Origin of the sequence: Burkholderia ubonensis, assembly GCF_902833085.1 — a bacterium.
Classification (GTDB): domain Bacteria; phylum Pseudomonadota; class Gammaproteobacteria; order Burkholderiales; family Burkholderiaceae; genus Burkholderia; species Burkholderia ubonensis.
In genome coordinates this window covers 462,295-483,848 of the sequence record NZ_CADFEB010000007.1, presented here as the reverse complement: position 1 = coordinate 483,848, position 21,554 = coordinate 462,295, and the positions used below count along the sequence as shown (strand labels likewise).

Genomic DNA, 21,554 nt, shown 5'->3' with positions numbered 1-21,554 from the left:
GGGATCGGTTGCGGGTTCGATTGCGCTCGCTCAGTCGACGTCGATCTCGATCTCGCGCGGCGCGCCGTGGTGCGCGAGCAGCGTGTCGAGTCGCGCGTGCAGCGTCGCGCCATGGGTGCAGAGTAAGTGCCGCGTCGCCGCGTCCGGCGTCTCGAACCGAAGCCGCAAGTCGAAACGCGAAAGAACCAGGTGCAGCACCGTGTCCGGCAGCAGCGCGGCGTCGAGGGGCAGGCTGATCTCCCACCGGCCCGCCGCGTCGTCGCCGCACAGCGCGGCGATCTCGGCCGCGAGCGCCTCGGCGACGCGCACCATCCGCTCGCGCTGCGCGAACACCTGGTTGACGAACGCATCGGAGCCCGCGCACGCGCGCGCCATCGCTTCGCGCCCGACCGCGTCCGGCAGCGCGGCCGGGTCGCGCTCGAACGACGGCAGCGCGCCGTCGCGCCACGGCAGCGACGCATCACGCCGCCGCTCGTCGTCGGCCGACGCGCGCTCGCCGGCGGGCGCGACGCGCGAGCGCCGCATCAATTGCGCGTAGTCGAAGCCGCGCCGGGCCGTGCGCGTCGTCGGCATACCGCCCGTTTCGGCCACCGGCTCGCCCGCGATGATCCGCACGGGCCTCAGGTCGGCGGCGCTCATGCGTGGGCCGCCGTCGGCATCGTCACGCGGCCGACCGGCTGCAATTCGACCTGGTCGCCGAGCTCCTGGTACGAATAGACGGGCAGCCAGCCGAGCCGCGCCTCGATCATTCGCCGCGTGTAGCGGCGCACGTCCATCGACGTGACGAGCACGACGCCGTCGCGCGGCGTCTCGCCGACGAACGACGCGACGCTGTCGACCAGATAGCGGACCTGCTCGGGCGGCAGCGCGAGGAAGTTGCCGGCGGGCGTCTGCTTGATCGACTGCCGGATGTGCTGCTCGACCGGCAGGTCGAGCAGCACGGCCGGCAACTGCCGTGCGCCGCGCGACGCGCGATACGCGAGATAGCGCGACAGGTCGCCGCGCACGTATTCGGCGAGCATCAGCATGTCCTTCTCCTTCGGCCCCCACGCGACGAGGCTCTCCATGATGTCGCGCGCGTTGCGGATCGGGATGTGCTCCTCCAGCAGGCGGCGCAGCACGTCGGCGATGCGCTGCGTCGGCAGCGCCTTCTGCACCTCGGCGACGAGCCCCGGATAGTCGAGGCCGAGCTGGTCGAGAATCCACTGGGTTTCCTGGATGCCGAGGAACAGGTGCGCGTTGCGCCTCAGCAGCGCGATCGTCTCGTGCGCGATCACCTGCTCGGCCTGCCACGCGCGCGCGCCGGCCGGCACCGCCTTGTCGTCGATCCAGTAGCTCTCGGCGAGGCCGCCCGCGGGCCCGCGCTTCGTGCAGCGGCCGGCGAGCGCCGGGTCCGACGCCGCGTCGGGCAGCATCGTCTGGTCGGCGGGCAATTCGAGCCGCGCCTGCGGCACGTCGCGCATCAGGATCTCGCACGTCGCTTCGGGCAGCGCGTCGCTCGTCCACAGCGTGATGCCGGGAAACGGCAGCCCCTGCTCCTCCTGCAGCTTCGCGCGCTCCTCGTCGAATGCGCGATCGAGCGCGGCGGGCGCGAGCCGCGCGACGAGATCCGGCGACACCCGCACGCCGATCGCGCACGTGAACAGCGGCGCGCGCGGCAGGATCGACGGCGTGCTGCTCTTCGCGCCCGCGCGCTGCAGCGCGATCACCGGCTCGCCGCGCGCGGCCGTGCGGCGCGCGCCCTTCTGCAGCCGGTAGCCGGCGAACGCGAGCGTCCCCGACAGCAGCACGAACAGCGCCGCCGGAAAGCCCGGCACCGCGGCGAAGCCGACCAGCAGCACCGCCGCGAAATACAGCGCGCGATGGCTGCCGCCCAGTTGCTTCGCGATCTCGGCGCCGAGCGACGTGCCTTCGCCTTCGTCGTGATCGTCGGCGACGCGCGTGATCATCACGCCCGCCGCGACCGAGATCAGCAGCGACGGAATCTGCGACACCATCGCGTCGCCGACCGACAGGATCGAGAAGCGGTTCGCGGCTTCCCCCGCCGTCATCCCGTGGTACATCACGCCGATCGCGATGCCCGCGACGATGTTGACGAGCGTGATGATGAGCCCCGCAATCGCGTCGCCCTTCACGAACTTCATCGCGCCGTCCATCCCGCCGTGCAGCTGGCTCTCCTTCGCGAGCGTCGCGCGCTTGCGGCGCGCCTCGTCGGGCGTCAGGATGTTCGCGCGCAGGTCCGCGTCGATGCTCATCTGCTTGCCGGGCATCGCGTCGAGCGTGAAGCGCGCGCCGACTTCGGCGACGCGCTCCGAGCCCTTCGCGATCACGATGAACTGCACGATCGTGATGATCAGGAATACGACGAGGCCGACGACGAGATTGCCGCCGACAACGAGCTCGCCGAAGCTCTCGATGATGTCGCCCGCGTTCGCGTGCAGCAGGATCGACTTCGTCGACGCGATGTTCAGCGACAGCCGGTACAACGTCGTGAACAGCAGGATCGACGGAAACACCGACAGCGACACGATGCTGCCGACGTACATCGTCACCATCAGCAACGTGACGCTGATCGCGATGTTGAAGCCGAGCAGCACGTCGATCACTTCGGGCGGCAGCGGCAGGATCATCAGCGACACGATCGCGACGACCAGCACCGTGATGCCGACCTCGCCGCCGGCGGGAAACTTGAGGGTTTTCAGCGTCATGACGACCTCGCGGAGGGAACGGCGGCGGCATCGGCGCGGGCGCCCGCGACCGATTCGACCCAGCGCAGGATCGCGGCCACCGTTTCGAACAGTTCTTCGGGAATCGCCGCGTCGCGCTCGACGCGGTACAGCGCGCGCGCGACGGGCGGGTTGCCGACGATCGGCACGCCGAGCGCGTGCGCGTGGCGGCGCAGCGCGAGCGCGCCGTCGTCGACGGCCTTCTCAATCACCCGCGGCAGCGGATGCTCGTCGGGCGCATAGCGGATCGCGACCGCATAGTGCGTCGGGTTGACGACGAGCACGTTCGCCTGCCCGACCTTCTGGCGCGGCGGCGCGCTCGTCGCGATCTCGCGCGCGAGCCGGCGGCGCTCGCCCTTCGTGTGCGGATCGCCTTCGCTCTCCTTGTGCTCGCGCTTCGTTTCTTCCTTCGTCATCCGGTTGTCGCGGATGAACATCACGCGCGCAATCTTGTAGTCGGCCGCCGCGAACACCACGACGACCAGCACGACGACGCCGAGCAGCTTCATCAGCACGGTCCACAGCACGCGCGACAGCTGCGGCGTCGGCTCGTACACGCTCGCGACGACGAGCGGAAACAGCGACGTCATCATCTTCCAGATCACGCATGCGAGCACGACCGCCTTGATGATCATCTTCACGAGCTCGAGCAGCGACTTCAGCGAGAAGATCCGCTTGATGCCCGCCATCGGATTGATCGCGTCGAATTTCGGCATCACGGGCTCGAGCGTGATCATGAAGCCCGCCTGCGGCGCCTGCGACACGATGCCCGCGACGATCGCGGCGACGACGAACGGCAGCATCGTCAGCGCGGCGCTCGCGGCGAGGTCGTGCAGCGCGGCGAGCGTCGCCTGCGGCGTGCGCTCGCCCTGCACGAAGTCGAGCGCGGTGCGGATCGCGCGCGTCAGGCCGCCCGTCAGCATCGATTCGCCGGCCGTCATCACGCCGATCGCGGCCGCCAGCGTCACCGCGTCCGCGACGTCCTTGCTCTTTGCGACCTGGCCCTTCTCACGCGCCTTCTTCAGCTTTTTCTCGGAGGGCTCTTCGGTTTTCTCTTCGGCCATCGCCGCCGTTCCTGTCGAGAGTAGGACATGGCGCGTACGTTAGCGGCGCGCGGCGCCGCAGGCGCGCGCCGACCCGAAGCCGCGCCGCCGGGCGCGAAGCGCGCAGCACGCTTCGCGCCGCGCGCGCGCGCTTCGCATCGATGGCCGGACGGCTGCCGCGCGCTGCTACCTTGCGCTCCATACGCCTTTCCCTCAACGACATGCGCCGCTCGCGCGGCGACACGGAGCGCACACCATGGACGAATCCCGGCCGACCTATCTGCGATGCAGCCAAGCGGCGCTGAACGAACTGATCGACGCCGCGAGCCTCGCGGTCGGCGGCGCGCTCGACGGTCCGGCCGCCGACCCCTACGACATCGGCCTGCTGATCGACGCGCTGCGCGTGCTCGCGCCGCAACTGCCCGCCGCCGACATGTTCGACGGCATGCTGCACGTCGCGCTCGGCAACTTCGACGACGCGGTGCGCGTGTTCGCGGAGGTCGCGAACGGCAAGACGAACGCGATCTACGGCAAGGCGCTGCTCGCGTTCGCGCTGCAGTTGAAGCGCGATCCGGAATGGCGGATCGCCGCCGACGAAGTGCTCGCGGCGGGCAGCCCCGCGCAGGCGATCGCGCTCGTGCGCGCGCTCGAGCGGCAGCACGACGTGCTGCTCGCGAAGGAGCACGCGGAACGCACGGGCGTCTGGGAACTGCCCGAATCGGCCGCGGCGGCGAACGGCTCCACGGCCGATGGGACGGATGGGGCCAATGCATCGCCCGCGCACCCGGCGGCTGGCTTCGATGCGCAGGCCACGTTCGCGCATCAGCAGTATCTGCGTCTTTGACGAGGAGACCCGCATGAACGCCCCGCTTTCCCCGATCGACCTGACCCGCGCGCTCGACGTCGCGTTTTCCGACGCGGCGGCCGCGCCGGCCGCATCGGCGCCCAATGTCCCGGCCGAGGTCCCGCCCGACGTCGCCGGCCGCTTCCAGGCGCTGATGTCGAACGCGACGCCGACGCCGCCCGTCGCGCACGCGCACGACGCGAGCGCGGTATCGAAGCTCGTCGAGACGTCGGACGCCGCGATCAGGCAGGCGCTCGACAACGCCGCGTACCTGAGCCAGCACGCGAACGAGCTGTCGATGAACGAGATGTTCGCGGCGTCGATCCAGGCGTCGGCCGAGGCGACCGCGATGCAGATCGACCTGCAGGCGAAGATGGGCGTCGTCACGTCGACGAAGGACGCGATCGGCTCGCTGATGAAGAACCAATGACCATGCACCGACTCCGCCCCCCGACCTCAGCCGCCGGCCACCGCCGCACGGCCCGGCTCGCCGCGCTGCTCGCGAGCGCCGTGCTCGTCGCCGGCTGCCAGCAGGAGCTGTACGGCGGCCTCGCCGAACGCGACTGCAACGAGATGATGGCCGCGCTGCTGCAGAACGGCGTCGACGCGCAAAAGAAGACGCCCGACGGCGGCAAGACGTGGACGCTCGCCGTCGACGACAAGCAGATCGTCAAGGCGATGGAAGTGCTGCGCGCGCGCGGGCTGCCCGCGACCCGCTACGACGATCTCGGCGCGCTGTTCAAGAAGGACGGCCTCGTGTCGACGCCGACCGAGGAGCGCGTGCGCTTCATCTACGGCGTGTCGCAGGAGCTGTCGGACACGCTGTCGAAGATCGACGGCGTCGTCGTCGCGCGCGTGCACATCGTGCTGCCGAACAACGATCCGCTCGCGCAGGTCGCGAAGCCGTCGTCGGCGTCGGTGTTCATCAAGTACCGGCCGAACGCGAACCTCGCGACGCTCACGCCGCAGATCAAGAACCTCGTCGTCCACAGCGTCGAAGGGCTGACCTACGACGAAGTGAGCGTCACGTCGGTCGCCGCCGATCCGGTCGATCTCGTGTCGGCCGCTCAGCCTCCCGCGCAGAAGTCCGGCGGCGCGACGCTCGTCGGCGTGCTGATCGCGATCTTCGCGTGCGTCGCGCTCGCGGCGGCGGGCGGCGCGCTGTGGTGGCGCGCGCGCAAGCACGGCGGCGCGGGCGCGGGCGGCCTCGCCGCACGGCTGCGCGGCGGCAATGGCGGCGGCGGCGCGAACGCCGCGGCCGCGCCTCAGCAGGCTGGCGCGCGATGAGCGGCGGCGCGCCGGCCGCGAGCATCGCCAGTGTCGCGAGCGTCTCGACGCGGGCCGCGTGGCTCGCCGGCTACGACGCGAACGCGCGATGCGCGGCCGACTGGGTTCACGCGAGCTGGCACGGCGCGCTCGCACCGCTCGTCGCGACGATGCACGACCATGCGCCCGCGCTGCGCGCCGCGTGCTCGCTGCTGCTGTTGCGCACGCTCGGGGCGCCGTCGCCGTCGCTCGACGGCTTCGATGTGCCCGCCGACCGGCTCGCCGCGCTGCCCGTCGCCGACACGCTGCGGCTATTGCGCGTGCGGGCGCTGCTGTTCCGGCGCACCGAGCTGCGCCACTGGATCGACCGCGCGAGCCGCATGCGCCTCGCCGGCTGGGTCGGCGCCGACGGCTGCCGCGCGCTCGCCGAGCTGCCCGACGCGCCGCGCGCGCGCGATCTCGAGCGCCGCGATCCGCCCGTGCCGCTCGCGCAACGATCCGGCGACGACCTCGCATGGGAAGGCTGGTGCCTGTTCGAGCGCGAGCGGGCGTGGTCGCCGGCGGGGCCGATGCGCATCGTGCGCCTCGCGCTGCCGCGCGACGCCGCGCGCGCGCCGTGGATCGAACGCGCGGCGGCGGACGCGGACGGCGCGACGCTGCTCGCGCGCCTGCCGTCGCTGTTTCCGGAGTGGTCATGGCTTTTTGGCTGAAGAACCGGCGGATTCCGCTCGCCGACGATCTCTGCATCGACGCGCCGCACGGCGTGCTGCGCCGCGACGCGTTCGAGACGGTCGAAGCGCTCGACGCCGCGCTCGATGCGCTCGCGGCCGAACGCGACGCCGTGCTGCGCGCGGCCCGCGACGACGCCGAGCGGATCGCCGCCGACGCGCGCACGCGGGCCGACGCGCTCGGCGCGGCCGCGCAGCGCGAGCACGACAGCGCGTACGCGCGCGGCTACGACGCGGGCCGCGCGCAGGCGATCGCCGACTGGCACGCGCAGGCGGCCGATTCGTTCGAGCAGGAGCGGCGCGTGCGCGACCGGATGCGCGAGCGGCTCGCGGAGCTCGTCGCCGCCGCCGTCCAGCAGATGGTGCGCGCGGAGGACGCGCGCGGGCTGTTCGCGCGCGCGGCGGAAACGGTCGAGCGCGTCGTCGCCGGCGCGAGCTATCTGACGGTGCGCGTGTGCGACGCCGATTACGACGCCGCGCGCGAGCAGTTCGGGCTGCTCGCCGACGCGTGGCGCCGGCAGGGACGCAACGTGCCCGTCGACGTCGTGGTCGAGCCGCGCGTCGCGCCCGGCACCTGCGTGTGCGAATCCGATTTCGGCACCGTCGACGCGAGCCTCGACACGCAGCTGAACGCGATCCGCGCGGCGCTCGCCCGCGCGCTCGACGACGCGAGCCGCCCATGAACGCGCTGACCGACCTGTCCCGCGTCGCCGACGCGATGGCCGCGCGGCTCGCGATCGAGCCCGCCGTCGGCATGACCGGCAAGGTGCTCGAAGTGATCGGTACGCTCGTGCGCGTCGTCGGCCTCGAAGCGACGCTCGGCGAGCTGTGCGAGCTGCGCAGCGCGTCGGGTGCGCTGCTCCAGCATGCGGAAGTCGTCGGCTTCACGCGCAACGTCGCGCTGCTGTCGCCGTTCGGCACGCTCGGCGAGATCAATCGCGGCACGCGCGTAATCGGCTTGCGGCGACCGCTGTCGGTGAAGGTCGGCAACGGCATCCTCGGGCGCGTGATCGACAGCTTCGGCGAGCCGATCGACGGGCGCGGCCCGCTCGACTTCGACGCGCTGCGCCCCGTGCTCGCGCCGCCGCCGAACCCGATGTCGCGACGCATGGTCGACGCGTCGCTCGCGACCGGCGTGCGCATCGTCGACGGCCTGATCACGCTCGGCGAAGGCCAGCGGATGGGGATCTTCGCGCCCGCCGGCGTCGGCAAGAGCACGCTGCTCGGCATGTTCGCGCGCGGCGCGTCGTGCGACGTCAACGTGATCGCGCTGATCGGCGAGCGCGGCCGCGAAGTGCGCGAGTTCGTCGAGCTGATCATGGGCGAGGACGGCATGGCGCGCTCGGTCGTCGTGTGCGCGACCTCCGACCGCTCGTCGATCGAGCGCGCGAAGGCCGCGTACGCCGCCACCGCGATCGCCGAGTATTTCCGCGACCAGGGCAAGCGTGTGCTGCTGATGATGGATTCGCTGACGCGCTTCGCGCGCGCCGGCCGCGAGATCGGCCTCGCGGCCGGCGAGCCGCCCGCGCGGCGCGGCTTCCCGCCTTCCGTGTTCGCCGAGCTGCCGCGCCTGCTCGAACGCACCGGGATGGGCGAGCAGGGCTCGATCACCGCGCTCTACACGGTGCTCGCCGAGGACGATTCCGGCAGCGACCCGATCGCCGAGGAGGTGCGCGGCATTCTCGACGGCCACATCATCCTGTCGCGCGAGATCGCCGCGCGCAACCAGTATCCGGCGATCGACGTGCTCGGCAGCCTGTCGCGGATCATGCCGCAGGTCGCGACGCGCGAGCACGTCGGCGCGGCCGGCCGGCTGCGCCAGCTACTCGCGAAGCACCGCGAGATCGAGACGCTGCTGCAGCTCGGCGAATACCAGGCCGGCAGCGACCCGGCGGCCGACGAAGCGGTCGCGAAGATCGACCGGATTCGCACGTTCCTCAACCAGCGCACCGACGAGTACTCGCCGCCCGACGCGACGCTCGCCGCGCTGCACGCGCTCGTCCAGTGAAGAGCCGCAAGCAGCGCGCCTTCGAGACGCTGCTCGCGCGGCGCGAGCAGCGCGGCGCGAAGCTGCGCGCGGAGCAGGGTGTGCTGCGCGCCGAACGCGACGCGGCGGCGGCCGCGCTCGCGCAGGGCGAAGCGCATGCGCATGCGAAGCTCGATGCCGCGAATCGCTATGCGGCGCGCGTCGACGCGATGGCCGCCGGCCAGGCTCCATTCCTGATCGGCGACTACACGGCATGCCGCCGCTATCGCGACGCGCTGCTCGACGAGCACGCGCTTGCGAGCGCGCAATGCGCGCGGCTGCGCGCGGCGCTGCAGGAAAAGCTCGACCAGCTCGCGGCGAGCGCGCGCCGGATCGCGCGCAACGACGCGCAGATCGACGTCGTGCGCGAGCGGATCGGCCGGCTCGCGCGCGCGGCCGAGGCCGCCGCCGAAGACGCGCAGGACGAGGAAATCGAGGAAGGCGTGCTCGCACGCCGGCTCGCGACCGGGCGGGCATCACACGAGACAGACGCATGACCCCCTACGACATCTTTCCGCTGCAGCACCTGGGCGACGAATTCATCGGCTTCATCGTGCTGCTCGCGCTGTCGAGCGAGCGGCTGCTCGTGATCATGACGATCCTGCCCGCGACCGCCGACAACGTGATGAAAGGCCCGATGCGCAGCGGCGCGGCCGCGGTCTGGTGCCTGTTCGTCGCGGGCGGGCAACAGGCGCTGATGCCGCAGCTTCACGGCGCGTTTCTCATGATCGCGTGCGCGAAGGAGGCCGTGATCGGGCTCGTGCTCGGCATCGCGGCGTCGACCGTGTTCTGGGCCGCCGAGGCGATCGGCACCTACGTCGACGACCTCGCCGGCTTCAACAACGTGCAGATGCAGAACCCGAGTTCGGGCACGCAGACGTCGCTGATGGCGACGCTGTTCGGGCAACTGACGATCGCGTCGTTCTGGATGCTCGGCGGCATGACGTTCCTGCTCGGCGCGCTGTACGAATCGTATGCGTGGTGGCCGCTCGGGTCGTTCGATCCGGTTCCCGCGCCGCTGCTCGAGCTGTTCGCGCAAGCGCGGATCGACATGCTGATGAACATGGTCGCGCGGATCGCGACGCCGATGATGGCGATGCTGCTGCTCGTCGACCTGGGCCTCGCGTTCGTGTCGCGATCGGCGCAGAAGCTCGACCTGATGTCGGTCAGCCAGCCGCTCAAGGGCGCGATCGCGGTGCTGATCGTCGCGGTGCTGGCGGGGAGTTTCGTGAGCGAGATGCGCGGGCAGATTTCGCTGGCGGGGCTCGCGCAGCAGATTAAACAGCTTGCCGGTCATTAGCGGGCATCGCGCGCAGCGTCGCTGATGTCGCTGATGTCGTTTTGCCTGCACCGGTCCATTCAGGAGGCACGTCGTCATGTTGAAGTCGATTCGGCAGTCAACGCATTCGTCCACCGTCGCCGATCCGAATCGGAGCGCGTCGGAGCCGTCGTCGAACCGGTCGGGTCGGCAGCCGAGGCGCTCGCTCGGCGCGTTCCCGCACGGCCAGTTGCACAGCGCGCGCGAAACGGTCGATCGGATCCGAAACGACGGGCCGCCCCGATTGCCGCCCCGATTGCCGCCCCGATTGCCGCCGCTATCGCTCGGCGAGCCGCTGTCGCTCGGCGGTCTCGGCGGCGAGCCCCCCTCTCCCCCACCGTCACCGACGCCGCCGGCCGCGATCCCGCAGACCGATCCGCCGCCCCCGCCGGCCACGGACGAATTCCGCGCGCCGCACCCCGAGCGCCAGCCCGGCCAGGCCTACGACCGCAGCAAGCCGGGCTTCACGTTCGCCGAAACGAACGGCATCCGCCCGCTCGCATCGCTGTTCAACGCCGCCGCTGCCGGTCGGCACGGCGACGTCGCAACCGGGCTCGCGATCGGCGGACTCGCGTCGGGCCTCGCGCACGAGACGGCCGGCGCCGGCATGAACGGCCATGCGCTGTTCGCGTCGTGGCGCAAGCGCCGGCGCTACGACCGGCAGTTGTCGGCGATGCGCGACCGCGACGTCGCGGCGTTCCTCGCGGCGGACATCGACAGCAACGTGCGCCGCATCGACCGGCTGATCCTCGCGCGCGATCGCAACGGCAAGCTCGACTACCACCTCGACAAGGTGATGAAGCTAGCGGCGAGCGACGATCCGCAGCTAGCGGCGGAAAGCGCGCATGCGAAGGACGTGCTGCTGACGATGTACATCCGCCACGAAGTCGCCGGCAAGCGGATGAACCGTGCCGCCTGCGAGCTCGTGCGCAACGCGCTCGGCGTCGCGTCGGGCGCCGCGCTGATCGCCGGCACGCACGGGCTCGCGGCCGCGCCGGCGAGCGCGGCCGCCGTCGGGGCGAAACAGGCGGGCTTCGCGCTCGCGCTGCTGAACGCGCTCGACATCGCCAAGGGCGTGCGCGGCCTGAAGCAGCGGATGCGCAACGACAAGGCGCGCGAGATCGACCGCAATGCACTGCGTAACCGCATGACGTTCGATGCGAGTGTCATCAACGACGCGACGCCCGACGAAGTGATCGAGGGCATTCATGCGGTGCTGAAGGACAACGGCCGGATCGAGGCCAATCGCCAGCGCTTCGGCAAGGTCTTTCCGGGACGCTGGGTCAACGAGAAGAAATCGACGACGAACAAGAACGACATGGCCGAACTGACGGCCAAGCACGCGTTGACGATCATCGACCGCAGCATCGATCGCTTCGCCGGTGACGGCCCTGCGAAGCTGCATGCGTTTTACGCGGACATTCATGTGAAGAACGCGTCGACGTCGCAGAAGAAGCGCGCGCTGCGCAACGCGATCGGCAACGATGCCGACCTCGTCGACGCGCACAACCTGCTCTGCGATCTCGGCATGCGCAACGGCGAGGCGCGCGTCGCGATCGAAAGCCTGATCGCGCGGCGCATCGAGATCGGCCTCGCGAACGATGCGACGACGTCGCGCGCCCGTGCGACGGAGGCAGGCCGGAAGTATGCGGAGCAGGCGGCATCGGGCGAACGCGCGCCCGACGACGTCGCGGCGATGCGCACGGTGCTGCAGCGGCGGTGAGCGAACGCTGCATGACCGATGCACGCGCCCGACGTTTCGCGTTCGCGCCGCCCGCTTCGCGCATCCGGCCATCACACGCCGCCGCGACGCGCATTATCCCTGCGTCGAGCGCTGTCGTGCCCGACGCCCTTTCCTCCTCCTGATCGAAGGAACCGACCATGTCCGGCAACAAAATCACCGGCGGCAGCACCGCGCCGCTGCACACTTCCTCCACGCCTTCGTCGTCGAGCAGCGAATCGCAGCCGACCACGCAGCCGCATACTCGGCCGCTGGCCGGCGGGCCGCTGAGCGGGCTGCAGTCGACGCCGCTTGGCCGCCGCGAGCACGTGACGGAGCAGGCGGCCACCTATATGGCGCAACCGAGCGCCACGTACTATTCGGCGGCCGTGCACGGCGTCAGCTCGGTGCTGCAGAACAACTCGCTCGGCATCACGCAGCGCTCGCACGACAGCGTGCTGGGCAATCTCCACGGCATCTCCCAAGGCACGCAGACGCATACCGGCGCGCACATGGCCGAAAGCCAGACGTTCGCCGCTGACGCGTTCCGACATGCCCGGCAGGGCGAACTCCGTGACAGCGCGGTCACTGCGTTCGGCTCGGCGGTCAATGCCGCTGCTTCGATGACCGTCGGGCCCGCGCGAGATCTCCAGACCTACCTGGATCATCCGGACCCGGAGGTCCGCGCGCGTGCGATAGCGAGCCTGAATTCGGACTTCGCAACACTGCCCTCTCCGCAGCACTCCCCGAAGCGCGACTGACGCAGTCGATGCGTCGCGCGGCAAGCCGGCCGCTTCCGTTCACGCGGAAGCGGCCGCGCGCTCAAAGCGCCGCGCGATGCTCCCACGTCCCTTCGATATCGATCACCGTGCGCACCGAATTCGCGAGAAAGCATTCGTCGTGCGCGGCATGATGCAGCGCCTTCACCTCGTCGTCCGTCGGCGCGCGCTCGCCGCCGAACGTCACGGCCGGCTTCAGCACGACGCGCGTCACCACCTCCTTGCCCGCGTCGTTCTTCGCCATCGTGCCCTCCGCCGCGTCGCGATAGCGCGTGACGACGAAGCGCCGCTGCGCGGCGATCGACAGGAACCACAGCATGTGACAGCTCGACAGCGCCGCGACGTACGCCTCCTCGGGATCGACCGCGGCGGGGTCCGAGAACGGCGCCCGCACCACATGCGGCGAGCTCGACGCGGGCACCGTCGCGCCGCCGTCGAAACGCCATTCGTGCCGGCGGCTGTAGCGGTTGTCGGTGAACTTCTCGTCCGGTCCCGCCTGCCATTCGACTTCTGCGAAATACGTGGACATCGTGGTTCCTTCGTTGACGGAAAAAGCGTGGCCCGCGCGGTTCAGAGCGGCGTCAGCACGGGCTTGCCGGCGAAATGCCGCGCCGCGTTGTCCAGAAACTGCCGCACCGAGCGATCGAGCGCGTCCGGCGACCAGCCGCCCAGGTGCGGCGTCAGCACGACGTTGTCGAGCCCGACCAGCGCGCGCGGCGGATCGGGCTCGCCTTCGTACACGTCGAGCCCCGCGCCCGCGAGCCGGCCTGCGCGCAGCGCCTCTGCCAGAGCGGCGGTATCGACGACGCTGCCGCGCGACACGTTGACGAGAAAGCCGTCCGGGCCGAGCGCGTCGAGCACGTCGCGGCCGATCAGGTGCCGGGTGAGCGCGCCGCCCGGCGTCGCGACGACCAGGAAGTCCGCCCAGCGCGCCAGCGCGTCGAGCCGGTCGAAATAGCGATACGGCGCGCCGTCCTTCGGCGTGCGGTTGTGATAGCCGATCTCGAGATCGAAGCCGGCCGCGCGGCGCGCGATCTTCTCGCCGATCCTGCCGAGCCCGACGATGCCGAGCTTCCGGCCGGACACGTTCGGCGGCATCGGCAACGCGTCGCGCCAGATGCCCGCACGGGTCGCGCCGTCGAGCCGCACGATCCTGCGCACGGCCGCCAGCAGCAGCGCGAACGCGTGATCGGCGACGCAGTCGTCGTTGGTGCCCACGCCGGTCACGACCACGGCGCCGCGCGCCTTCGCATGCGCGACGTCGATGTGCTCGTAGCCCGCGCCGAGCGAGCCGATCAGGGTCAGCGCGGGCATCCGGTCGATCTCGGCGGCGGTGAGGCCCGTGCTGCCGTTGGTCAGCACCGCGCGGATCGCGCCGCCGTGTTCCGCGATCGTGCGTTCACGCGCGTCGCCGGTCGGCGCATCGTGCACGTCGAACGACGCGGCAATCTCGCGGCGCGCGTCGTCGCGCAACGGGATCAGGACCAGCAGCTCGGGCTTCATGACGGAATTCCGCATCGGCAGGGATGCGTGGCAGTGTATAGCAAGACGTCGGGCCGCGCCCGGGATAACCCGCATGCGCAACGGGGCGCGCGGTTTGCCAAAGCAGGCCCGGTCAAGTAAGTTTCGGCGTACGTCCCTTTCTTGTCATTCGCTGGAGATTGGCCCAATGAAGCATGTCCTGCCCGCCCGGATACTGGGCCTCGCCGTCGCCGCCGCCGTTGCGGCGCCCGCCGTGCACGCCGCCGACGCCGTCGTGGTGTCGTCGAAGATCGATACCGAAGGCAACCTGCTCGGCAACCTGATCGTCCAGGTGCTGAAGGCGCACGGCATTCCCGTCACCGAAAAGATCGCGCTCGGCGCGACGCCGATCGTGCGCAAGGCGCTCGTCAGCGGCGAGATCGACATCTATCCCGAGTACACCGGCAACGCCGCGTTCTTCTTCAACAAGGCCGACGATCCGGTGTGGAAGAACGCGAGCCAAGGCTACGACGCCGCGAAGAAGCTCGACTACGCGGCCAACCGCCTCGTCTGGCTGACGCCGTCGCCCGCCAACAATACGTGGGGCGTCGCGGTGCTCGCACCGCTCGCGCAGGCGCAGCGCCTGAAAACGTTCTCCGATTTCGGCAAGTGGGTGGCCGGCGGCGGCAAGGTGAAGCTCGCGGCGTCGGCCGAGTTCGTCAACAGCGCGTCCGCGCTGCCGTCGTTCGAGAAAGCGTACGGCTTCAAGCTGAAGCCGGACCAGCTCGTCGTGCTGTCCGGCGGCGACACGGCGGCCACCATCAAGGCCGCCGCGAACCAGACCGACGGCGTGAACGCGGCGATGGTCTACGGCACCGACGGCGGGATCGCGGCGAGCGGCCTCGCGGTGCTCGACGACGACAAGCACGTGCAGCCCGTCTACGCGCCGGCGCCGGTGATTCGCGAAACGGTGCTGAAGGCGCATCCGCAGATCGCCGACTATCTGAAGCCGGTGTTCGCGAGCCTCGACCTGAAGACGCTGCAGACGCTCAACAGCCGCATCCAGATCAACGGCGAGCCGGCCAAGGGCGTCGCCGCGCAATACCTGAAAGCGAAGGGCTTCGTCAAATGACGGCACGCGCGGCGGCCCGCGCGCGACGCATCGCGATCGACAAGGTCGGCGTCCTAACCGGCACGCTGACGATCGGCGCGGTGCTGTTCGCGCCGTTCGTCGTGCTGCGGCCGAACCGGATCGCGGCGGGCGCCGGCTTGCCGGTGTTCGGCGCGCTGCCGGCCGCGCAGGCCGCCGCGCTCGCCGCGCTGTGGATCGCGGCCGCGCTGTGGACGATGACGACGAGCCGGCCCGCAGCGCGCCTCGCCGCGGGCTGCGGCCTGCTCGCGACGCTCGGCTACGCGGCCGGCGCGGCCGCGGCGCATCTGGTCGCGCCGGAAGACGCGCTCGCGCGCGTGTCGCCGGCCGCCGGCATCTGGCTGCTGCTGTTCGCATGGGCCGTGCTGGTCGCCGACGCGCTCGCGCGGCTCGCGTTCGGGCCGTGGCGGCGGCTCGCCGCGCTGGCCGTCGCCGCCGCGGCGCTCGCGCTGCCGCTGTCGACCGGCTGGTGGGACGGCCTGTCCGTGATGCGCGAATACGCGGTGCGCGGCGACGATTTCTGGCGCGAGGCCGTGCGGCACGTCGCGCTGGCCGGCGGCTCGGTCGCGGCCGCCTTCGTCGCCGGGCTGCCGCTCGGCATCGCGTGCGCGCGCATCGCGGCCGTGCGCGCGGCGTTGCTGCCGGTCCTCAACGTCGTGCAGACGGTGCCGAGTATCGCGATGTACGGGCTGATGATGGCGCCGCTCGGCATGCTCGCCGCGCACGTGCCGCTCGCGGCCGCGCTCGGCGTGCGCGGGATCGGCGTCGCGCCGGCCCTGCTCGCGCTGTTCCTGTATTCGCTGCTGCCGATCGCGTCGAGCGTCGCGGTCGGGCTCGCGCAGGTGCCGGCGCAGGTGACGGAAGCGGCGCGCGCGATGGGCATGACGGCCGCGCAGCGCCTGCTGCAGGTCGACCTCGTGCTCGCGCTGCCGGTGATCCTGAGCGGCGTGCGCATCGTGCTCGTGCAGAACATCGGCCTGACCGCGGTCGCCGCGCTGATCGGCGGCGGCGGCTTCGGTACCTTCATCTTCCAGGGCATCGGGCAATCGGCCGCCGATCTCGTGCTGCTCGGCGCGATCCCGACCATCGTGCTCGCGCTGATCGCCGCCGTCGTATTCGAAGCCGCGACCGCGCTCGCGAGGGGACGCACCGCATGATCGAGATCGAACGCCTCGGCAAGCGCTTCGGCGATGTCGTCGCCGTCGACGACGTGTCGCTGACGATGCGGCGCGGCACCATCACCGCGCTCGTCGGCGCATCGGGCAGCGGCAAGTCGACGCTGCTGCGGATGATCAACCGGCTGATCGCACCGAGCACGGGCACGGTTCGCATCGACGGCGTCGATACGGCGAGCGTGCCGCCCGAGCAGCTGCGGCGGCGCATCGGCTACGCGATCCAGGGCCACGGGCTGTTTCCGCACTGGAGCGTCGCGCGCAACATCGCGACCGTGCCGCGCCTGCTCGGCTGGGACGCCGCGCGCATCGACGCGCGCGTGCGCGAACTGCTCGCGCTCTTCAATCTCGCGCCGGAGGAATTCGCGGAAAAGCTGCCGCACGAGCTGTCGGGCGGCCAGCAACAGCGCGTCGGCGTCGCGCGCGCGCTCGCGGCCGAGCCGGCGATGCTGCTGATGGACGAGCCGTTCGGCGCGCTCGATCCGATCATCCGCGGCAAGGCGCAGGACGACCTGCTCGCGCTGCAGCGGCGGCTCGGCATCACGGTCGTGCTCGTCACGCACGACATCGAGGAAGCGCTGAAGCTCGGCGACACGATCGCGGTGATGGACGGCGGCCGGCTGCTGCAGGTCGCGCCGCCCGCCGAGATCCTCGGCCGGCCGGCGGCGGGCGTCGTCGAGCAGCTTGTCGCGGGCGTCGACCGGCCGCTGCGCCTGCTCGCGCTGACGCCGGTCGGCGACGTGGCCGAGCCCGGCTCCGCGGACGGTCCGCCGATTGCCGCGACCCGCACGCTGCGCGACGCGATCTCGGAGCTGCTGTGGCGCGGCGTCGATGCGCTGCCGGTCGCGGACGACGACGGGAACCCGTCCCCGCGCCCGGCCGGCACCGGCCCCGGCGCGCGCCGCATCACGCTCGACGCGATCCGCGCGCACGCGAGGCGGCCCGGATGACGATGCGGCCCGCGGCAATCGCTCCACGCAGACTCGCGCCCGCCGTCGCACGCGCGGCCGCGCTCGCGCTGCTGCTCGTGCTGCTGTTCCGACCGGGCTGGCTGCACGCGCTGTTCGCACCGTTCGCGGACAACGGCGCGCCCGTCATCTACGATCGCGCGAGCCTGCTCGACCTCACGCTCGCGCATCTCGGCACGGTCGCCGCATCGAGCCTGATCGGCACGCTGCTCGCGATCGCCGCGGGCATCGCGGTGACGCGGCCGTGGGGCGCGGATTTCCTGCCGGTCGCGCGTAGCGTCGTCAACATCGGCCAGACGTTCCCGCCGGTGGCCGTGCTCGCGCTCGCGGTGCCCGCGGTCGGCTTCGGCCTGAAGCCGGTGCTGATCGCACTCGTGCTGTACGGTCTCCTGCCGATTTTCGAGAGCACGATCGCGGGCATCGAGGACGTGCCGCGCGACGTCGTCGACGCCGCGCGCGGGATGGGCATGAGCGGCTGGCAGCAACTGACGTCCGTGGAGCTGCCGCTCGCGTTTCCGGTGATCGTCAACGGCATCCGCCTCGCGGTCGTCATCAACCTCGGCACCGCGACGATCGGCTCGACGGTCGCCGCGCGCGGGCTCGGCGACGTGATCATCGCCGGCCTGCAGACCGCGAATACCGCGTTCGTGCTGCAGGGCGGGATGATCGTCGGGCTGCTGGCGGTGCTGGTCAGCGACGCGATCGGCGCGATCGCCGGCGTGATGGGCCGGCGCGCGTAGTCGCGGCGCGCCGTGAAGCACGCGCTTCTTGCGGACTCCGATGCGTGCCCGGGCAACAACCTACATCCGGCTTTCAGTCATGCGTGGTTTGCGGACAATCGCGACGATTGGCCGATATACTGTGCGCCTCCCGTTTCCACCACCCTCACCATGCGACGGTTTTCCTGGCTGTTCGTGTTCTTGCTCGGCAGTGCGCAATACGTGTCGGCGCAGCAGATGCCTGCGCAATCGTTGCCCGCGCAACCTGCGTCCGCGCCTGCTGCTGCCGCTGCCGCGTCCGACGCTTCCGCGCCGCTCGCCGCCAACCAGCCGAACGAGGAAAATCGCCGCATCACCTCCTACCTGATGAAGAAGTTCGGCGTCGCCAGGGAAAAGGCCGCGAAGCTCGCCGACATCGTGAACGCCACCGCGACGAAATACGCGCTGCCGCCGGCGCTCGTCTACGCGATCATCTCGATCGAATCGCGCTTCCAGGAGAAAGCGCGCGGCGGGGGCGGCGCGACCGGGCTGATGCAGGTGGTGCCCAGCGCGCACCGCGGGCTGCTGCGCAACGTGAAGGATCTGACCGAGCCGAACGCCAACATCAATGCGGGCTCGGCGATCCTGTCCGGCTATGTGAAGGCCGCCGGCGGCGACATCGGCGCCGCGCTGAAAAGCTATGGCGGCTCGCACGCTTATGCGTCGAAGGTGCTGCAACGCGTCGAGTCGTTCCGGTTCGTGCTCGAGCCGCGCGACGATGCGAACGCGGGCATGATGCCGGTGAGCGCGCCGGCGTCGGACGTTCGGGCGGTGTCCGTGCGGGATTCGCGGTAACGGGGGCCGTTGTCGACGGCCGTGCAAGGCGGGCCGCCCGCTCGCGTTCGGCGCACAGTCGCGCGGGAGCGATCCACCGCAGGTCAATCTCCCGGTTTCTCCCAGACCTTGAGATCCTCCACTGCACGCTCGATGTCATCCATATCATCCTCGCCCAGCGAGCGATCGAACTTCGCGGATAGCATTTCCCTCAGCTTTGCCAGTCTCCGGGTTACCCCGTTTTCATCGATGAATCGCGTCGTCTCCAGCGAGTACATCAAATTCACGTCGCCGGACTCGTTCCGATCGGCATGGTAGTACCGCCCAATATTTCTCAGGGAAATCAGCAAGTATTCGATTTCGGCAAGCGCGGTTAGCGCATCGTCGCCAGAGAGAACAATCTCTTCGTTATTTTTCCGCACCTTCCCCCTCGCTTCGTCATGCCCGCATTCGCCAACCCGGCATCGCCCATTTGATCGAGCGGCTGCTTGCCGTTCCGGTTGGTGGAGTAGCGAACCAAAGTCGTTATACCGGATCGTAGCGCCGATACCGGCTATCGTGCAGCGCCGCCCCACCGGATAAACTGTCGGCCGATCCCCCCAGGCGATTGCGGCACGCATGCCCCCGCCGCCGCAAAAACGACAACCAACGGAGAGCAAATGCTGAAACGCGCGATGTTTTCGCTCCTGCTGCTGACGATCTGCGTGATCGGCCGTCAAGCGGCCGCCCAGTCCACGCTCGAACTCACGACGGACGGCAAGACCCGCACGCTCACTTCGCAGGCGTTGCTCGCACGCCCGGATGCGGCGGAGATCCATGTCCCGCACGATGTCGCATACGGCAGGCCGATGACCTTCCGCGCGGTGCCGCTCGCCAGCCTGCTCGACGGCGCGGCCCTGCCTGCGGACAGCGTGCTCGAAACGCGCGCGGCCGACGGCTTCGCCGCGCAACTGCCGATGGACCTCGCGCGCAATCGCGACGCCGCGCACGCCGTTGCATGGCTCGCGGTGGAGGACCCGGCACACCCGTGGACGAAGCTGCCGGGCAAGCCGGTCAGCGCCGGGCCGTTCTACCTGATCTGGGTCGGCAAGGAAGCGTCGTCCGTCCGCAACGAGCAGTGGCCTTTCCAGATCGTGCGTCTCGCGATGCAACAGTCGCCCGTCGCGCGCTGGCCGGCTCTCGCCGTCGATCCGGCACTGCCGGCGACCGATCCGGCCCGCGCGGGCCAAAGCCTGTTCATCACGCAATGTTTCGCGTGTCATCGGCTCGACGGCGCGGGCAGTGCGGACACCGGCCCCGACCTCAACACGCCGATGAATCCGGTCGATTACTTCCAGCCCGCCGCGCTGCATCGGTACATTCGCAATCCGGCATCGGTTCGGAACTGGCACGGGCGGGCCATGCCGGCGTTCTCGCCGGATCAGCTGAGCGATCGGGAGATCGACCGGATCATTGCGTATCTCGGGTATATGGCACGACGCAAGGCAGGAAGGTAGGACGGGACGGCGGCGGACGGTTATCTCTCATGTTTGATCTACAGAAACTTCAAAACCCACAACAAATCAAGCAACCTTGTTTTACATCATGAATTCACAAAAAATTAGCATTGACTGGGAAAAATTACCTGCAATCTTGCGGGAAAAATATGAATTCATCACCACCAAAAAATCAAACTGGCAAAATATTCAAGAAATAAACCACCAAAACATCAGGCCAATCCATCTCAACGAATTCGACACACAATCTTATGTGATTTTCTCAACCGAATTTAATTCAGTGTTACTGACAGCACATCTATTTGAAAACCTACTAATGATGGAAGACATTCGCCACGAAAAATCCGGAAAAATGGATTTTCAGATAGAGATTCCAAGAATGTATTTTAGATACCCCGCACTAAACAATCCACGCGACACCTTTTTCGGCGGAAAACCAATCGATCAAGAAGAAAAAGAGGCAATCTCAACCGCAGTTATCAACTCAAAGAAAAACACCAATTTCCTCAATGACGAAAGCTTCATAAAAGAAAATCTATACAAACTCGAATTCATTTCCGTGTATTCATTCTTCGAAGCGTTCATGGAAAGCATCATGACAGATGAGCTGAACTACTCCAAAAAAGATGCAAGCAAATCAATCCGACAATCCTCACTGCCTGAAATCCTATCCGCCATAATAGACGAAATAAATCCAGAAATTAAGAATCTCCTTTTCAATATAAATCCAAAATTAAGCGGATTCATGGAACTTTGCCACGAGATCAGGAATTTACATATTCACAAACTTGGACGCACCACCCAATTCTTCATCGACAGATGCACCTCAAAAAACCTCATCGAGGAATTCTCTTATTTACCACACAAGGATGGCACCAGAACACCCATCTACAGAACCCTAGTTGGAATTAACGAAAAATGCATCCAAATAGGAAAATATATCTCACTACCAACGCTCTCTTTTGAATTTCGCAATTATGCACGCGAAATTGCATACATCTTAAACGCATGCATACGACACCAGCGAGAGAAAAACAATCAACACACCAGAATTAGAGATACGCCCCGTTCGACCACCAATCATTTCCCACCCGCCCACAAATCCGTACGTTGGCCTTACGCGGAGAATTCATCGCCCGAAGGCCATGTATTTGGCGGCATAGATATACACGAAGGGGGAGAAACCGATATCTGAACATGCGCCGGATGGCACTAGCAAATTCCGCTTGTGCCCGACACAGGCCGACGCGACTCGGCCTGTCTACTTAACGATTGGGAGACAGTAGACAATTCAGAGGACAATTGCATGCGCAATCCGAGCCCCA

At 68.8% G+C, this 21,554-nt stretch carries 22 protein-coding genes and 1 pseudogene; 17 read left to right on the top strand and 6 right to left on the bottom strand.

Annotation, left to right across the window (positions count from 1 at the left end; genetic code table 11):
- Nucleotides 1-30: 30 nt before the first annotated feature.
- The 3 genes from sctP to sctU are packed head-to-tail and all read right to left on the bottom strand — an operon-like array spanning nucleotide 31 to nucleotide 3,790.
- On the bottom strand, nucleotides 31-639 hold the full coding sequence (sctP, locus tag HWX31_RS22040; protein ID WP_174966164.1) for a type III secretion system protein SctP: 609 nt from the start codon (nucleotides 637-639) through the stop codon (nucleotides 31-33).
- Nucleotides 636-2,708, bottom strand: coding sequence for a type III secretion system export apparatus subunit SctV (sctV, locus tag HWX31_RS22035; RefSeq protein ID WP_174966163.1), 2,073 nt, complete (start codon nucleotides 2,706-2,708; stop codon nucleotides 636-638). Before sctV ends, sctP begins: the two co-directional genes overlap by 4 nt.
- On the bottom strand, nucleotides 2,705-3,790 hold the full coding sequence (gene sctU, locus HWX31_RS22030) for a type III secretion system export apparatus subunit SctU (RefSeq protein ID WP_174966162.1): 1,086 nt from the start codon (nucleotides 3,788-3,790) through the stop codon (nucleotides 2,705-2,707). Before sctU ends, sctV begins: the two co-directional genes overlap by 4 nt.
- Nucleotides 3,791-4,025: 235 nt before the next feature.
- On the opposite strand from sctU, the gene HWX31_RS22025 reads away from it, so the two are divergent.
- From HWX31_RS22025 to HWX31_RS21980, 10 genes and pseudogenes are all read left to right on the top strand, one after another.
- A complete protein-coding gene (locus tag HWX31_RS22025; RefSeq protein ID WP_174966161.1) occupies nucleotides 4,026-4,613 on the top strand; it encodes an HrpB1 family type III secretion system apparatus protein in 588 nt (195 codons plus the stop codon).
- Nucleotides 4,614-4,626: 13 nt separating this feature from the next.
- Nucleotides 4,627-5,043, top strand: coding sequence for a type III secretion protein HrpB2 (locus tag HWX31_RS22020; RefSeq protein WP_174966160.1), 417 nt, complete (start codon nucleotides 4,627-4,629; stop codon nucleotides 5,041-5,043).
- Nucleotides 5,040-5,900 carry a type III secretion system inner membrane ring lipoprotein SctJ gene (gene sctJ / locus HWX31_RS22015; protein WP_175933957.1) on the top strand — a complete coding sequence of 287 codons (861 nt, stop codon included), beginning with the start codon at nucleotides 5,040-5,042 and terminating at the stop codon, nucleotides 5,898-5,900. Before HWX31_RS22020 ends, sctJ begins: the two co-directional genes overlap by 4 nt.
- Nucleotides 5,897-6,589, top strand: coding sequence for a type III secretion protein HrpB4 (locus HWX31_RS22010; protein ID WP_175933956.1), 693 nt, complete (start codon nucleotides 5,897-5,899; stop codon nucleotides 6,587-6,589). The genes sctJ and HWX31_RS22010 overlap by 4 nt, the downstream gene beginning before the upstream one ends.
- Entirely contained in the window at nucleotides 6,574-7,290 is a 717-nt protein-coding gene (gene sctL / locus HWX31_RS22005; protein WP_175933955.1) for a type III secretion system stator protein SctL, read from the top strand. The genes HWX31_RS22010 and sctL overlap by 16 nt, the downstream gene beginning before the upstream one ends.
- Complete coding sequence (gene sctN, locus HWX31_RS22000; protein WP_059611121.1) at nucleotides 7,287-8,615, top strand: type III secretion system ATPase SctN; 1,329 nt, start codon at nucleotides 7,287-7,289, stop codon at nucleotides 8,613-8,615. Before sctL ends, sctN begins: the two co-directional genes overlap by 4 nt.
- Nucleotides 8,612-9,130: a type III secretion protein HrpB7 gene (locus HWX31_RS21995; RefSeq protein WP_174966123.1), complete on the top strand. Its 519-nt coding sequence runs from the start codon at nucleotides 8,612-8,614 to the stop codon at nucleotides 9,128-9,130. Before sctN ends, HWX31_RS21995 begins: the two co-directional genes overlap by 4 nt.
- Nucleotides 9,127-9,924 (top strand): annotated as a pseudogene (gene sctT, locus HWX31_RS21990) (type III secretion system export apparatus subunit SctT); the annotation flags it as partial. The gene HWX31_RS21995 and the pseudogene sctT, both read left to right, overlap by 4 nt.
- Before the next feature lie 85 nt (nucleotides 9,925-10,009).
- A complete protein-coding gene (locus tag HWX31_RS21985) occupies nucleotides 10,010-11,674 on the top strand; it encodes a hypothetical protein (RefSeq protein WP_174966125.1) in 1,665 nt (554 codons plus the stop codon).
- A gap of 158 nt (nucleotides 11,675-11,832) precedes the next feature.
- Nucleotides 11,833-12,432, top strand: a complete 600-nt coding sequence (locus HWX31_RS21980; RefSeq protein WP_244143802.1) for a hypothetical protein — start codon at nucleotides 11,833-11,835, stop codon at nucleotides 12,430-12,432.
- A gap of 61 nt (nucleotides 12,433-12,493) precedes the next feature.
- Here HWX31_RS21980 and HWX31_RS21975 read toward each other — a convergent pair whose 3' ends face one another.
- Together HWX31_RS21975 and HWX31_RS21970 are read right to left on the bottom strand one after the other, a co-directional pair.
- Nucleotides 12,494-12,979 (bottom strand): OsmC family protein, encoded by a 486-nt coding sequence (locus HWX31_RS21975; protein ID WP_174966126.1) that lies wholly within the window; start codon nucleotides 12,977-12,979, stop codon nucleotides 12,494-12,496.
- 41 nt (nucleotides 12,980-13,020) lie between these two features.
- Nucleotides 13,021-13,953, bottom strand: coding sequence for a 2-hydroxyacid dehydrogenase (locus HWX31_RS21970; RefSeq protein ID WP_174966127.1), 933 nt, complete (start codon nucleotides 13,951-13,953; stop codon nucleotides 13,021-13,023).
- Between the two features lie 166 nt (nucleotides 13,954-14,119).
- On the opposite strand from HWX31_RS21970, the gene osmF reads away from it, so the two are divergent.
- From osmF to HWX31_RS21945, 5 genes are all read left to right on the top strand, one after another.
- Nucleotides 14,120-15,043, top strand: coding sequence for a glycine betaine ABC transporter substrate-binding protein OsmF (gene osmF, locus HWX31_RS21965; RefSeq protein WP_174966128.1), 924 nt, complete (start codon nucleotides 14,120-14,122; stop codon nucleotides 15,041-15,043).
- Nucleotides 15,040-16,218: an ABC transporter permease gene (locus HWX31_RS21960; RefSeq protein WP_175933954.1), complete on the top strand. Its 1,179-nt coding sequence runs from the start codon at nucleotides 15,040-15,042 to the stop codon at nucleotides 16,216-16,218. Before osmF ends, HWX31_RS21960 begins: the two co-directional genes overlap by 4 nt.
- On the top strand, nucleotides 16,215-17,183 hold the full coding sequence (locus HWX31_RS21955; protein ID WP_174964533.1) for an ABC transporter ATP-binding protein: 969 nt from the start codon (nucleotides 16,215-16,217) through the stop codon (nucleotides 17,181-17,183). Before HWX31_RS21960 ends, HWX31_RS21955 begins: the two co-directional genes overlap by 4 nt.
- The gene (locus HWX31_RS21950; protein WP_174964532.1) at nucleotides 17,180-17,941 is read left to right on the top strand and encodes an ABC transporter permease; all 762 of its coding nucleotides are present in this window, start codon (nucleotides 17,180-17,182) and stop codon (nucleotides 17,939-17,941) included. The genes HWX31_RS21955 and HWX31_RS21950 overlap by 4 nt, the downstream gene beginning before the upstream one ends.
- A gap of 150 nt (nucleotides 17,942-18,091) precedes the next feature.
- Nucleotides 18,092-18,754 carry a lytic transglycosylase domain-containing protein gene (locus HWX31_RS21945; RefSeq protein WP_059659828.1) on the top strand — a complete coding sequence of 221 codons (663 nt, stop codon included), beginning with the start codon at nucleotides 18,092-18,094 and terminating at the stop codon, nucleotides 18,752-18,754.
- 83 nt (nucleotides 18,755-18,837) lie between these two features.
- Here the strand turns inward: HWX31_RS21945 and HWX31_RS34775 are convergent, their stop codons facing one another.
- Nucleotides 18,838-19,353, bottom strand: a complete 516-nt coding sequence (locus HWX31_RS34775) for a hypothetical protein (protein ID WP_208456086.1) — start codon at nucleotides 19,351-19,353, stop codon at nucleotides 18,838-18,840.
- 39 nt (nucleotides 19,354-19,392) lie between these two features.
- Here HWX31_RS34775 and HWX31_RS21935 point away from each other — a divergent pair, with 39 nt between their 5' ends.
- Both HWX31_RS21935 and HWX31_RS21930 read left to right on the top strand, forming a co-directional pair.
- A complete protein-coding gene (locus HWX31_RS21935) occupies nucleotides 19,393-20,229 on the top strand; it encodes a c-type cytochrome (RefSeq protein WP_174964531.1) in 837 nt (278 codons plus the stop codon).
- Nucleotides 20,230-20,317: 88 nt separating this feature from the next.
- Complete coding sequence (locus HWX31_RS21930; protein WP_174964530.1) at nucleotides 20,318-21,424, top strand: hypothetical protein; 1,107 nt, start codon at nucleotides 20,318-20,320, stop codon at nucleotides 21,422-21,424.
- Nucleotides 21,425-21,554: the final 130 nt, after the last annotated feature.

Coding starts and splice junctions, on each gene's coding strand:
- sctP (WP_174966164.1), bottom strand. CDS start 639: ATGAGCGCCGCCGACCTGAGGCCCGTGCGGATCATCGCGGGCGAGCCG.
- sctV (WP_174966163.1), bottom strand. CDS start 2,708: ATGACGCTGAAAACCCTCAAGTTTCCCGCCGGCGGCGAGGTCGGCATC.
- sctU (WP_174966162.1), bottom strand. CDS start 3,790: ATGGCCGAAGAGAAAACCGAAGAGCCCTCCGAGAAAAAGCTGAAGAAG.
- HWX31_RS22025 (WP_174966161.1), top strand. CDS start 4,026: ATGGACGAATCCCGGCCGACCTATCTGCGATGCAGCCAAGCGGCGCTG.
- HWX31_RS22020 (WP_174966160.1), top strand. CDS start 4,627: ATGAACGCCCCGCTTTCCCCGATCGACCTGACCCGCGCGCTCGACGTC.
- sctJ (WP_175933957.1), top strand. CDS start 5,040: ATGACCATGCACCGACTCCGCCCCCCGACCTCAGCCGCCGGCCACCGC.
- HWX31_RS22010 (WP_175933956.1), top strand. CDS start 5,897: ATGAGCGGCGGCGCGCCGGCCGCGAGCATCGCCAGTGTCGCGAGCGTC.
- sctL (WP_175933955.1), top strand. CDS start 6,574: ATGGCTTTTTGGCTGAAGAACCGGCGGATTCCGCTCGCCGACGATCTC.
- sctN (WP_059611121.1), top strand. CDS start 7,287: ATGAACGCGCTGACCGACCTGTCCCGCGTCGCCGACGCGATGGCCGCG.
- HWX31_RS21985 (WP_174966125.1), top strand. CDS start 10,010: ATGTTGAAGTCGATTCGGCAGTCAACGCATTCGTCCACCGTCGCCGAT.
- HWX31_RS21980 (WP_244143802.1), top strand. CDS start 11,833: ATGTCCGGCAACAAAATCACCGGCGGCAGCACCGCGCCGCTGCACACT.
- HWX31_RS21975 (WP_174966126.1), bottom strand. CDS start 12,979: ATGTCCACGTATTTCGCAGAAGTCGAATGGCAGGCGGGACCGGACGAG.
- HWX31_RS21970 (WP_174966127.1), bottom strand. CDS start 13,953: ATGAAGCCCGAGCTGCTGGTCCTGATCCCGTTGCGCGACGACGCGCGC.
- osmF (WP_174966128.1), top strand. CDS start 14,120: ATGAAGCATGTCCTGCCCGCCCGGATACTGGGCCTCGCCGTCGCCGCC.
- HWX31_RS21960 (WP_175933954.1), top strand. CDS start 15,040: ATGACGGCACGCGCGGCGGCCCGCGCGCGACGCATCGCGATCGACAAG.
- HWX31_RS21955 (WP_174964533.1), top strand. CDS start 16,215: ATGATCGAGATCGAACGCCTCGGCAAGCGCTTCGGCGATGTCGTCGCC.
- HWX31_RS21950 (WP_174964532.1), top strand. CDS start 17,180: ATGACGATGCGGCCCGCGGCAATCGCTCCACGCAGACTCGCGCCCGCC.
- HWX31_RS21945 (WP_059659828.1), top strand. CDS start 18,092: ATGCGACGGTTTTCCTGGCTGTTCGTGTTCTTGCTCGGCAGTGCGCAA.
- HWX31_RS34775 (WP_208456086.1), bottom strand. CDS start 19,353: ATGCGTGCCGCAATCGCCTGGGGGGATCGGCCGACAGTTTATCCGGTG.
- HWX31_RS21935 (WP_174964531.1), top strand. CDS start 19,393: ATGCTGAAACGCGCGATGTTTTCGCTCCTGCTGCTGACGATCTGCGTG.
- HWX31_RS21930 (WP_174964530.1), top strand. CDS start 20,318: ATGAATTCACAAAAAATTAGCATTGACTGGGAAAAATTACCTGCAATC.